Source organism: Nostoc sp. 106C (assembly GCF_002154725.1).
GTDB lineage: Bacteria > Cyanobacteriota > Cyanobacteriia > Cyanobacteriales > Nostocaceae > Aulosira.
The window spans coordinates 1-13090 of the sequence record NZ_MTAW01000025.1; the positions used below are offsets into that span (position 1 = coordinate 1).

Genomic DNA, 13090 nt, shown 5'->3' on the forward strand with positions numbered 1-13090 from the left:
TCAATCACACCCCCTATTTTTCTTTTTAGGTCGGCTATTTAGTCTAAACTCCAGTACAATTACTTGTGATATGTCATTGCGAGCGTAACGAAGTAGAGCGAAGCAATCGCAAAGGCGTTGTGATTGCTTCGCTTGGCTCGCAATGACAAGTGTTTAACCGAACATGATATTACTTAGTCTGCCGAGTTTTCCAGTAATCAAGTTTGCGCTTTCTATGTGCGATCGCGATAATCCAAATAACATCTTCCAGATCTGAATAAAAAATTAGATAGGGAAAACCTTGAATAGCGTAACTGGGTACTCCTTCAATTTTGTATGGCCTTCCTAAATTGGGATTTTGCTGAATCTTCTTAATAACTTTCTCTAACTGCGATCGCACTTTGATCACACTCGATGAGTTATTTATCAAAAATCATTGCGAATAGAATGAAGTTGAAAGGGGCGATCGCCAAATTCGGGGATTGCTTTGCTTACAATGAAAATCGTATAGCCGAACTTGATATTATTAGAGTTTTTCCCTAACTTCGGCTTAAATAATTGTAGCCCCCTAAACTTAAGCGATTAAAGTCAGCTAAATTGCTTTAGGCTTTCGGCATGGTAGAGTAAACCGACTGACGTTGATGCAATACCTCAAACCATTGACTCAATTTAGGATACTCTTGCTGCCAATTATTGCCGAATCTTAGGCTGTAGTAACCCAACCCTGATATGGCTGCAACATCAACAGCACTCAGAGTTTCATTGAACAGGTAGGCTGATACCGTCAACTTTTGCTCAAAAACACCTAAAACGCGATTAATGTTGGACTGATATTTAGCTTGGGTGTCAAAATCAGCTTGATTTCCTTTACGGGTTTCGTACCACAATCCCACAACATTGTCTATCAAACTGTCTGCTAACTCTTCCCCCTGACGACAGCACAAACGCTCAATGCGATCACTAGGATAAAAACTCGGCTGAGGATAAGTCTCGTCTAGATACTCCACAATCAGCGTTGAATCCCAAAAAACCAGGCCATTTTCATCCACCAATACGGGAACTTTTCCAATGGGAGATAAACTGAGAAATTCTCTTGATTTATTGTTAATGTCTGTCTCTTTCAGTTCGCAAGGCAGCTGCTTTTCTGCCAGGACAATTCTCACTTTACGAGCGTAAGGTGATCGCTGCGCATAGTATAAGATTCGCACCATATCGCTGCTATAAATTCAGTATTGTGATTTCCTATTTTAAATCTAATAAAGTAGGGTTCGTAAACTGTTACCCAAATCGGATAATTTACGCGATGCAATCGAGACAGTTCTCAAGCACGTCCTAATCAAGATGGCTACGGAACTGTGCAAAAGCAAAGCCAGGAAACTTCTAAGCGTTGTTTCCTGGCTTCTCTAGTTCAACCTGAATTCGTCTATACCATCAACGGTTGATTTTCATCGGCGGTGACTGATTCTTCACTAGTCTGTTTTACTCGCTCCAACCATTTCTCAGCTTTGGAGTAGTTATCTTTTTGCACCTGTTGAATAGCTTGCTTGAAGTTGAGTTGCACGCCCCAAACGTCGGTATGGAAACGGTGTTCTTTCTTCATGGTGTCGAAGAATTCTACTGCTTCGATGTGGGAAAGGTTGCCAACGGTTTTGGCGATCGCCATAAACACTTCAAACACATCATCTGCCATCTTGGCATCACCGCAGACGTAGTAGTGACACTGCGGATGACGCAGCATTTGCCAAAGTTCTGTGGCTTTCTCCTGCATCAAGCCTTGAACGTACACCTTTTTATCGGTGAGACGGGAAAAGGCAACTTCTAATGCAGACAATACGCCCTGGTTTTGCCAAGCGGTAAGTTGGGTTCCATACAGAAAGTCACTGTGATTGCGACAGCCAAAGTAAAGACACGCTTCACCTAAGGTTGTTCCCTGCTGTTGCAAAGCTTCTCGATATTGTAAGAAAGCAATCAGTGGTGAAACACCTGTTCCCGGCCCTACCATCAGCATCGGGGCTTGAGAGTCGGCAGGGGGACGGAAACCAGAGGTGCGAACCCCAATCCGCACTTGCGCTCCCGGTTGCAGCCCTGCGAGATAGTTAGAGCAAAGCCCCTGCCGTACTTTGCCTGCATCGGTTTTGATTTGCAAAACTCCGACTGTGATTTGAATTTGTTGGGGATGCAGCAACGGACAGGAGGAAATCGAGTAGAGGCGCGGCTTTTGCTTGGGTAAAAGTTCTAGTAGTGCTTCTAAGGTGACGGGTGCTGAGGGAAACTCATCAAACAAATCCGCAACACTCGTAAAGTTGTCGGTAATCGTTTTCTTGAGCGTGATGCTATCTGGATGCTCTTCGCCTTGGCGCAAAATCTCTAGCCATATTTCTAAGCGCTGCTTTTCTTGGGGATTTTGCACGGCTGAATAAAGGTATGCCAGCAGGTCGGTAAATGGCTCCCGTAAAGACAAGTCGAGTTCTTCAGACAACAATTGCTGCACTGTTATGGGAACAGCAACAGGCGGTTGGTCATCGGTTACTGTACCATCCGGTGTAACATAGTTCACGGTAAAGTAAGCATTTGCAGAAGCGCCGATGCGCGTGCAAAGGCGATTGACTAATTCTGGTGGATTGCAGGGGTAAACAGCAACGTGATCGCCTGTCTCGTATTGCAAGCCTGTATCGGCAATATCGAACACGATATAACGAGTAGAACGACTGCCGGGAATGACTTCTTGCAGCAGTTCATCATTGGCGACAACCGGGACAGGAAGACCGCGATCGCCTGTTGATGCAGGTAGGGTTGGCAGATCTGCTTCATTGAGGTAGGTGACGGTGAGTTTCGGCGCAGTCATACTGGCAGCATCCGCAGTCGTGGCATCTTCGCCCAACACTCGCGCAATCAAGCCCAACCATTGTTTGAAAGTGTCTGCTTGACCCTTAATCTCATCGCCTTTATGCAGTGGTACAACGCAGTTTGCACCTGCTTTCGCCAAAGCTTTATCTACAGCAATACCCGCAGCACAGAAATACTCGTAAACGGTGCTGCCGATGCCCAGGACGGAATAATTTAAACCATCAAGTGAACTTGCGGGCTGTTGTTTTACCCATTGCAGGAATTGTTTGCCGTTACTTGGCATTTCTCCATTGCCAAAGGTAGATGTGACAATCAGCAGCAACTTTTCATCAGCTAGAGTTTCGACCGAGTATTCATCGAGTGCCATCACCTTTGGGCGGAAGCGCTGCAACTGTCGTGCTGCTTTGCGGGCAAAGCCTTCTGCTGTTCCCGTTTCCGAAGCATAAAGGATGAGAATCCGGTCTTGCTTATCGCCGTCTTCGTCGGCAACTGCTGTCAGTTTTTCTAACTCTATACCGTCTTCGACTGCCCAGCGATCGGCAGAATGGTGATAAGCAGGCTCCAAGTAGAAATCGCGTGTCTGGTGATGCCAGACTGGACAAGTACTGCCACCCGTGGCCGGAACTATCCAACCCCAGTCACCGGGGCATTCCCGTCCGGCTTTCTTTTCGCGCAAATCGTGAATCAAAAACTGACGAGACGCGGTTTGGTGATCGACCATTGTCACCTTGGCTTTCTGGAACGAGTAGAGGATGGCAACGTTCAGTTTCAGCGCCACTTCATCGCGCCACAGCGTTTGCTCGGAACTGGTGTCTAGCTTCAGGGCTTTGGCAATTTCCTCCATCTTGTTGTAGCGGTACTCATCGAGAAAGTCTCGCATGATTTCGGTATCCATGTACCAGCCATTGAAGGGCATACAGCCGTAATGAATGCCGCCAATATGCACCGAGAAATTGCTAATGGCAGGAATTGCATACCAGCGCATTCCCAATTTCTTGAACTCTGGAATCGTAGGATGCTCAATCGGCACTTCCAGCACTTCCTCTGGCTGCCAGTGATACATTTTTGGCTCCTGGCCGGGAACCTCAATCACCACAGGCAGAATGTCATACGCAGTGCGCGCTTCGGGTGGTTGCCAGCCAAACTTGATAATGGCATTGGTCAATTCCAAGTTTGCCGGATCGCCTAGAATGCTGCCATCGGGTTGTTCGTAGGCGGCATAGCGGTAGAGTTGGGAATTCCAAAAGCGAGGGCCCCAGCGTTCTTTCGGCAGCCTGGGACGAAAGACTGTCATCGTAATCTGGAGATTACCGCCGTTAGTAGCAAACTTGACGTGTTCCTGGCATTCGCGGAACATTTCATCAGGGTCAGATACATGACGGCGATCGCGCACTACCATATTATTCCAAGCAATTCGCCCTACACATTTCGAGGCATTGCGCCACGCTACCTGAGTGCCATAGGCCAGTTCCTCATAGGTGTGGGTATAGGTTCCCGTCGCTTTCACTTCCTCACGGATTTCTTTCCACCGTCGCTCTTTATCCTCTGGTTCCCAAGCCTGTTCTGAGGAAATTAAATCGAGGAACTGCTTGGCTTTTTTCAGCAATCGCTCCTGGTTGAGCATCGGCAATTTAATGACGTTGACGACGCGATCGAATAATATTTGCCATGCCTGCCGCAGTTCTGGTGTGAAGTTAGGCAAATATTTCTCGAACAAAACAAACATAGTGTCCGAGACGGCTGGATAGGCGCAGGACGGTACATCTGCAAAACTATGAACTTGTCCCAAAAACCGCAGTTCTTGTAGCATATTGTCGCTGCTGCCCGTCCGCAAACAGCGCACCAGAAATTCTACAGCCTGGAATAGATGGAGCGAGAGATAATCCATATCTGCTCGGCCAAAAATCGGCAGCACAAACGGATATTTCTCAAATAAGATCTGGTAGAACTCCATGCCCATCTGCTGCTTATTCTGGCTAAACACCTCCCAGCAATCTGCCATTTGGTGCAGCATTTGGGGTGGCAAAGCATTCTCATAACGCTGCACCGCCTCCGCCATTGGCAGAATCACATAGGTGTCAAAGAACTTGTAGAGGGCAGAGTTTGCGCCTTTTTTCAGATCTTCGCGATCGTATTCTTCCAGATAGGGAATCGACGGCAGCATCCACATCCACACTTGCCGCGCTTTGATCCAGTGCTGCGGACGCAAACCCATGTCTGCAAATAACGCTCCATACTCCTCAACTGTATCGAAGCTGTCTCCTTTCTCCGGCGGCACCCCCGTTAACGGCTCACCGATAATATTTTGAGTTTCGGGTTGAAGTTGGTGGATGGCACAATCAAACAACTCATAAAAGAAGTCGCTGACGCAGTCAATTGCTTCGCCAAACAAATACTCAAGCTCTGGTTCTTCTAATAACAACCGCTTGAAAAACTTCTCCATCTGCAACTCTTTCCACGCCCGCAGCTTGTTCCACACGTCTTTGACGATCACTTCTTCTGGTGGAGTAAGGGATGTGGGCTGAGGCAAATCCACCTCTGCTGTTTCTGCTGTAGCATGAGTCCGGTGACGAGAGATAGATTGCTTGCTGAAGACTGTGACTGTGCTGCTACTGCCCTCATCGGTGCTTTCTGTCAGCCGTACTTTCAGTTTCAATTGCGGTGCTTGTTCCCAAGTGTGAATCGGCAGTTCCAAATCGGCATTGCGATCGCCTTTCATGTAATCCTGGGTGGCAAAGGCCACAGTTCCCGCATCCTGCCAGGGCTGACTAATATCGCCTTCGCGGTAGCAAAGGGTCAGCGCGAGCGTGCAGTCTCCCTTATTCTTCAACTCGACTAACCAGCTTGGCTGCATCCGAGCAAATAAATCCTTCTGCAAGACAGTTTCGCCTTGATGAGAGATAATTTGCACTCGGCACTTATACTTATAGCGGCTAGAGACAGGAAAGCCAGTAGCAGAAACTTCGGTTAAGTGTATAATTCTTTCACGGCTGGAGGTTTGAAAATTAAGCATCTTAAAGTTTGGAAAGGAGCAGAGGAACCGAACAGTTGTGGATTACACTCAAAAATTTATGATGTAATCTATCGCAAAATGTAATGTATCGCAATGACGAAGAAAGTGGCAGCTGCGCTCTATGTCTCTTAATATTTCTCAGCAGGTGAATCCCAAAGATACCCGTCACCTGATAATTGCTTTTTGAATTGCTGTCAATTGTTCCCAGCCAGTGCAATTTCATCGAGCAATACTGCGATCGCACTTGTGCATCTGAAGAGTAAACGCTACCCTCACTTTTTACTCAATCTGGCGATTTTTCCAGTACCCAGGTTTGCGCTTTCCATGTGCGATCGCGATAATCCAAAGAATATCTGCCATCTCTGAATAAAAAATTAGATAGGGAAAACTTTGAATAGAGTAGCGGCGTACTCCTGCAATTTTGTATGGTGTTCCTAAATTAGGATTTTGCTGAATCTTCCTAATAACTTTTTCTACTTCAGATAATAGATCAAGCCCTAAGCCTATTTTTTGGCTTTCATAATAAGCAATTGCATCATCAAGCTCCTTGCGAGCCTCTGTGTGGATAACAATAAATTTCACGAATACTTTTCTCGTAATTCAGAAAACACTTGTTCTGATGGTTCGCCAATGGCTGTTCCGTGATGAATATCATCTAACCTTTTAGTGATTTCTGTATCCCACGCTGCCTCTACATCATCGTCTGTATCTTCATCTAAAGATTGAATCAAAAAGTGAGCAAGTTCAGCGCGGTCTTGTACAGAAAGTTGAGAAAGTTGAAGCTTGAGTTTTTCCGCAGTTTCAGTCATATTAGACTTTATGGTTCGACAATTAGATTTTAACTGCGATCGCACTTATCTATCTCTAGATTAAACACAGCATCCCCAGTCTACTTGAGTAGACTTGAGCTATTAGCCCGCAATTTATTGCAGGGCGGGCTAACAACGAAGCGAATATGCGATTTATTTAGCTTCGGAAGTAAGCGACATCAGCAATTTACTTGGTTATTTGTGCTTGAAGCTTGAAAGTTGAACCTCTGAGAGCGAACGTTGCGCCTTTGAGCTTGGCGGTTGCGACTTTTATCCTCGAAGTTGCACCTTTGAGCTTGAACGTTGCGCCTTTGAGCCTGGAAGTTGCGGCTTTTATCTCGAACATTGCAGCTTTTATCTTGAACGTTGCGGCTTTTATCCTCAACATTGCGGCTTTGATGCGGAAAATTGCAGCTTTTATCTTCAACGTTGCGCCTTTTTGCTTGAAAGCTGAGAAAATGAGCAAGAGCGCTCGCACTTTGATAGCGAACGATGAGTTATTTATCGCAAGTCATCGTGATGGGAAGGAAGTTAAAACAGGCGATCGCACAATTCGAGAATTGTTTTGCTTGGAGAATACCAAAAAATACATGATTCGCCCAGTAGGGGCACGGCATCGATCAAATATCGGTCTGGGCAACAGCCTTTGGTTGCCGTGCCCTAATAATTTGGGTATGTTTTTAATTGGATGATTCTTCGCAGTCCATGAAAATTGCCTAACCGGACTCCATATTATCCCCATTCGCCACAACTAACTCAAACAAAATCCCCATTTCTTAATTACGAATTACTCTTCTTTGCCTTGCAACCGCAAAAAATGCACTCGTCCTGATGCCTCCCCAGCAACAACTCTCACCCCATCGGGTGCAACCGCACAGCAATTTATCGCACTTTCCCCTGTGAAACTGGCAATTACTTCCCCGGATTGCCAATTCCAGACTTTCAAAGTGTTGTCAAAGGAGGCAGAAATCACGTACTTGCCATCACAGGTGAGGGTGACTGCATTTACCAAGGAACTATGACTAGCTAGAGTACGCAGTTCTTCCCCGGATTGCAAATTCCAGACTTTCAAAGTGGTGTCAGAGGAGGCAGAAATCACGTACTTGCCATCACAGGTGAGGGTGACTGCATTTACTGAGGAACTATGACCAGCCAGAGTACACAGTTCTTCCCCAGATTGGCAATGCCAAACTTTGAGGGTGTGGTCATTGGAACCAGAAATTACGTACTTACCGTCTGGGGTGAGGGCAACTGCATTTATCCAGGAACTATGACCTTTTAGGGTATGTAGTTGTTCTCCAGATTGCCAATTCCAGACTTTGAGGGTGTGGTCATCGGAACCAGAAATTAAGTACTTGCCATCTGGGGTGAAGGCGACTGCATTTACCCAGGAACTATGACCCACTAAAGTACGCATTTCTTCCCCAGTTTGCCAATTCCAGACTTTGAGGGTGTGGTCAGAGGAACTAGAAATCATGTACTTGCCATCTGGGGTAAGGGCGACTGCATTTACCCAGGAACTATGACCCTCTAGAGTACGCATTTCTTCCCCAGTTTGCCAATTCCAGACTTTGAGGGTGTGGTCATTGGAACCAGAAATTACGTACTTGCCATCTGGGGTGAGGGCAACTGCATTTACCGAGGAACTATGACCCTCTAGAGTACGCACTTTTTCCTCAGTTTGCCAATTCCAGACTTTCAAAATGGTGGCAGAAGAAGCAGAAATCACGTACTTGTCATCTGGAGTGAGGGTAACTGCATTTACCGAGGAACTATGACCCTCTAAGGTACGCACTTCTTCCTCAGTTTGCCAATTCCAGACCTTGAGGGTGTGGTCAGAAGAAGCAGAAATTAAGTACTTGCCATCTGAGGTGAGGGTGACTGCATTTATCGAGGAAGTATGACCCGCCAGAGTACATAGTTTTTCCTCAGTTTGCCAATTCCAAACTTTGAGGGTGTGGTCAGAAGAAGCAGAAATCACGTACTTACCATCTGGGGTCAGGGCAACTACATTTATCCTGGAAGTGTGACCTTGTAGGGTATAAAGTTCTTCCCCAGTTTGCCAATCCCAGACTTTGAGAGTGGTGTCACGGGAACCAGAAATCACGTACTTGCCATCTGGTGTAAGAGCGACGGCATTTACCGAGGAAGTATGACCCACTAAGGTACGCATTTCTTCCCCAGTTTGCCAATTCCAGACTTTGAGGGTGTAGTCATCGGAACCAGAAATCACGTACTTGCCATTTGGGGTGAAGGCAACTGCATTTACATAGGAAGTATGACCCGCCAAGGTACGCAGTTCTTCCCCGTTTTGCCAATTCCAGACTTTGAGGGTGTAGTCATCGGAACCAGAAATCACGTACTTGCCATTTGGGGTGAAGGCAACTGCATTTACATAGGAAGTATGACCCACTAAGGTACGCAGTTCTTCCCCAGTTTGCCAATTCCAGACTTTGAGGGTGGTGTCACGGGAACCAGAAATCACGTACTTGCCATCTGGGGTGAGGGCAACTGCTCTTACCGAAGAGATATGACCCATCAGGGTGCGTACTAAAGAGCCGCCAGCGGGAGTTAAGCTTGCTGTTTGGGGAAGTAGGCAAAGGGTTTGACTTTGCTGCGTTTGAGTTAACAATTTCTGAATTTCTAAAGCCTCAAAACCCAGCAACCGCCCTAATAATTGCCCTGCCAATTGCTGTTTATCCTCATTCAAAACATGTGCCGACAGCCTCAACGCACCTTGAATTAACTGTAAATTCTCATCCTCCGGCAAAAAATCATAATCTGCTAGCAACGCATTAATATTGATGTTCCCCAACTTCGCCTGCAACCAGCGAAAATCACACAGCAGTTGTTGTAATTCTCCTTCCCTTACTCCAGCCAGCAAGTGATAGGCTAAATTCTGCAAAATATAGCCGTCATTGTCTACACTATGCCAGCCTTGGGGGTATTTTGCGCTGTAAGCATTTAACAGCTGATTGTGTAAAAAGCTTATCCCTTCACTTTCTTTTGCTAAAGCGGAGTACTGCTTTCTGACATAATCAAACTGCAAGTCATGCAACCGCAAATTTCCCGCTTCATCCCGCAAAGCTAGAGATTTACTCACCAATTCATCAATGACATCTTGGCTATCAAACTCATCTAACCCCAAGGGTTGCCAAAAAGTCTGCAAAACTGCTTCTGGTATGGGTGTATCTTCCGGAAATACCGCAAAATCTAAATATCGCTGTTGGCAATTCTCATCTAACGCTTCTACACTTACCTGAATTGCCTTGAGTAAATCGGGATAAGGATAATCGGGAAACTGTTGTTTGATTTTCTCTAAATCAGCACTGCGAAGTTTTTCTAAAATATTCTGCCAGCGATTTGGTAATTTCCCCCGCATCATCGCTCCAACCATTGCCAATGCTAAAGGCAAATAGCCACATTCGCGTGCTACCAGCAAAACAACATCATTTTGCGGCGTGGGGTTCATAATTTCCGGCTGATTTGCCCAATCTGCCAACAATGCTAATGCCTGTTGTTTACCTAAAACAGCAAGCTGATATTCTTCTCCTCCTAACACCGTCACTATCGCAGCATCACGGGTGGTAATTAACATCTGACAGCGTTCGCCCAACACATCAAACGCCATTGCATCCTCTAAATGCCAGATATCATCCAAAATCAGCAAGCAAGCTTTCTTAGCAAACAACTCCCGCAACCGAGCTTTCGCCAATCCCACCTCGGTAAACGCCGCTTGCTTGTCTCCCAACGCCGAAGCAAGATAGGATTGCCAAGTTAAAATTTGGGGCGTTTGTCCCAATGTTATCCAAAACACTCCATCAGGAAACGCCTGTCTAACTTTTTCGTCCCGCGCTAAGGCTGTAGCTAAGACTGTTTTGCCAATTCCGCCCATGCCTTGCACACCTACACGGCGACTTTTGCCTGTAATCCCCACAGGTTGCTTTGTTGAAGATAATACTTTCTCTTTTAAAGGTGCAAGTTCTTCAGGACGGGGTAAAAAGTGCGGTGGTAATTCTGGGACGTTGCAAAGATTCCCTAAAAGTTGGCGATTAGGGACAACATCATCAACTAGTTTTTTTTTAATTCTTGGGCTAAATCCTCTCGCCCAATCTCAATCAAAGCTGATTCTAATTCACCAAGTCGATTTCTTTGCTCTAACCACTCCCAAATACTGTGGGGTTCTCTTCCTGGTTTGAAACCAGCACGTTCGTGTGGTTGAATCTCAAAATAATCGGCTAAATCTTGCCAGTCTTGCGTCAACCTACGGCAAATAAAAATCTTAGTTTGTCCGGGAATTTGTTTATTAGCAGGTAGTTCCACAACTGGTAAATTAGGTGTTTTATCTATAATATTAGGATTTTTTTTAAGTTCAGGAATCGACTCGCCAGACACGCCAGCTAACTCAATGGCATTCCGGGCAATATTAAAAGCAAACTCTACAGGCGAACCTGAATCGTATTCCCTATTGTAAGCCGCAAGTGCATCGTAAAAAGCCACAACAAATTCAATCGCGGCTTTGTCGCCAATGGCATCATTCATCCCAATTACATAATTAATGTGCTGAACAATGGCGTTGGCTTGCACTTGGGAGTAGCACGCATTCAATAGCACGCATTCTACTTGGTTAGAAAACTGCCCAAAAAGACCAGCTAATGCTTCTCCTGTAACTAACTGTTCAAATCCTGTTTCATCCTCAAAGCTTAATCCTTTTCCCCCGAATCCATGCCCAGAAAAGTGAATAATATTTGGTCGATAATCCAAAATAGCGCGGCGAATATCCCTAGGACGAACTGCTAAATCGTAGCGGAGGTCAAAGTTATCCCGATTCAGCGACCTTTGCAAGCCTTCTTTAATATCACGCAGTTCTTCATCCAGGCGCAATCTTACCGTTTGCTTGGGATTTGCGGCTAATATCAGGATTTTTTTGGGTTTCATTGAGAAATCGCAGCTTTGATTCTGGTCTTTCTGTGATGGAGTAATCGGAGGCTGGGCAAAATTTGGCTGGGAAGGAGTTTGCTCGACTGTAGTGGAAAGAGTTTGCTCAATGTTATCTAATTCTTGCTCCAAGCGTTTGAGTTCTGTTTCCTCAGCTTGGATTTGTTGTTCTAACTGAAACTTAACAGCAGCCCCAGCTTCAATTATTAGCGCACGCCGCAACTGCGTTAACTTCTCATTTCTCAGATTCCATTCGTCTTGCAGGGAATCTCGTTGTCTTTCCAATCGCTGTTTTTGGTTGATATTCACTTGCGAGCAACTCTACTGTCAGCCTTTTGATTAGCTTCATGGATAATTTTAGGCATTTTTCGCCTGGAAGTTTATGCATTCTTCCAAAATCGAATTGGCATTGCGCTGATGTGCCCAATATGACGCCAGAATTATACTACACTTGTTTGGCGGAATCTAGTTGTCATGCTGAAGCTGCGATCGCACTTACATTACACGTTTGGGCACGGCACCGATCAATTGTCGGTTTTACCCATAGGTAGGGGCACGGCACCGATCAATTGTTGTTTTTACCCAAAGACTGTAGAAGCCGTGCCCCTACAGGGAACATTATCTGTTGCGCGAAATATTTAATTTTATAGGTAATGTAGTTTCAAAAATATAAACCTAAATCTAATTGTTCATGTGGGTGACGCGAAGGATTCTCTTCATCCTCAGCCCATGCAAAAGGATTATTGATAACATATTGGCGCACATTATCCAATCCATCTTGGCGAATAATACGTTCGTAATAATTTCGTTGCCAAATGGGTGGATAGGGTGTTTTTCGCATCAAGTTAATTCGTTTGGTTACAGCTGATTTAAAAGCACGAATAACTGTAGGAATAGAACCAGGAATAGGTTTACCAAATTGTTCTGTTGTTGGCGTATTTGTATTCTGTAGGGGCACGGCATTAGTAAAATGATCAGCTGAGGGAAATAATTTTGGTTGCCGTGCCCTGGCATCGGTGATGATGAGAATACCATGCACATGATTCGGCATAACGACAAAAGCATCTAATTGGATGTGAGAAAACCGACGCGGAAGAGCCTGCCAAAAGGTGTGGACAATTATCCCTAATTGATTAGGTTGCATTTCCCCATTAACTACATCGCCAAACCAACATTGCTTTTTATATGTACAAATCGTCGTGAAATACGCACCGATTTGGGTATAGTCATATCCTGGTAAACGAATAGAACGGCGATGCTGATGTTTGGGGTTATATGCCATCCCAATTATATACAGTAAAAAAAACTAATAATAAGTATATTATATAACTAAGTTAGACGCATGGTAGGGGCACGGAACTGATTAAATATCGGTTTTCACGAAAGTATACGGGTAGTAGTAGGGGCACGGCACCGATCAATTGTCGGTTTTACCCAAAGACTGTGGAAGCCCATTGGTGTCAACTTAAGCCAAAAGTAACTATAAGATGTAATCTAAGAACAT

Annotated in this window: 10 protein-coding genes; 2 read left to right on the forward strand and 8 right to left on the reverse strand. The window is 45.3% G+C overall.

The genetic code is table 11. The annotated features are described in order from the left end of the window. Nucleotides 1–169 precede the first annotated feature (169 nt). The 5 genes from BV375_RS01345 to BV375_RS01365 all read right to left on the reverse strand — a co-directional run bounded on the left by BV375_RS01345 (nt 170) and on the right by BV375_RS01365 (nt 6648). Nucleotides 170–409, reverse strand: a complete 240-nt coding sequence (locus BV375_RS01345; protein WP_086756459.1) for a type II toxin-antitoxin system RelE/ParE family toxin — start codon at nt 407–409, stop codon at nt 170–172. 172 nt (nt 410–581) lie between these two features. Further along, nucleotides 582–1190, reverse strand: a complete 609-nt coding sequence (locus BV375_RS01350) for a glutathione S-transferase family protein (protein ID WP_086756461.1) — start codon at nt 1188–1190, stop codon at nt 582–584. 212 nt (nt 1191–1402) lie between these two features. Continuing rightward, nucleotides 1403–5839: a nitric oxide synthase oxygenase gene (locus BV375_RS01355; RefSeq protein ID WP_086756463.1), complete on the reverse strand. Its 4437-nt coding sequence runs from the start codon at nt 5837–5839 to the stop codon at nt 1403–1405. A gap of 279 nt (nt 5840–6118) precedes the next feature. Beyond that, complete coding sequence (locus BV375_RS01360; RefSeq protein WP_086756465.1) at nt 6119–6421, reverse strand: type II toxin-antitoxin system RelE/ParE family toxin; 303 nt, start codon at nt 6419–6421, stop codon at nt 6119–6121. Continuing rightward, nucleotides 6418–6648, reverse strand: coding sequence for an addiction module protein (locus BV375_RS01365; RefSeq protein ID WP_086756467.1), 231 nt, complete (start codon nt 6646–6648; stop codon nt 6418–6420). Before BV375_RS01365 ends, BV375_RS01360 begins: the two co-directional genes overlap by 4 nt. A 212-nt stretch (nt 6649–6860) precedes the next feature. Between BV375_RS01365 and BV375_RS01370 the strand changes: the two genes are divergently transcribed. After that, entirely contained in the window at nt 6861–7340 is a 480-nt protein-coding gene (locus BV375_RS01370) for a hypothetical protein (RefSeq protein WP_086756470.1), read from the forward strand. Nucleotides 7341–7435: 95 nt separating this feature from the next. On the opposite strand, the gene BV375_RS01375 is transcribed toward BV375_RS01370, so the two are convergent. Continuing rightward, the gene (locus BV375_RS01375) at nt 7436–10585 is read right to left on the reverse strand and encodes an NB-ARC domain-containing protein (protein ID WP_086756473.1); all 3150 of its coding nucleotides are present in this window, start codon (nt 10583–10585) and stop codon (nt 7436–7438) included. A gap of 134 nt (nt 10586–10719) precedes the next feature. Next, nucleotides 10720–11895, reverse strand: coding sequence for a CHAT domain-containing protein (locus BV375_RS38570; protein ID WP_339376820.1), 1176 nt, complete (start codon nt 11893–11895; stop codon nt 10720–10722). Nucleotides 11896–12014: 119 nt separating this feature from the next. On the opposite strand from BV375_RS38570, the gene BV375_RS38575 reads away from it, so the two are divergent. Next, nucleotides 12015–12137, forward strand: a complete 123-nt coding sequence (locus BV375_RS38575; RefSeq protein WP_279432888.1) for a hypothetical protein — start codon at nt 12015–12017, stop codon at nt 12135–12137. Between the two features lie 110 nt (nt 12138–12247). Here the strand turns inward: BV375_RS38575 and BV375_RS01385 are convergent, their stop codons facing one another. Beyond that, the gene (locus BV375_RS01385; protein ID WP_086756475.1) at nt 12248–12868 is read right to left on the reverse strand and encodes a transposase; all 621 of its coding nucleotides are present in this window, start codon (nt 12866–12868) and stop codon (nt 12248–12250) included. Nucleotides 12869–13090: the final 222 nt, after the last annotated feature.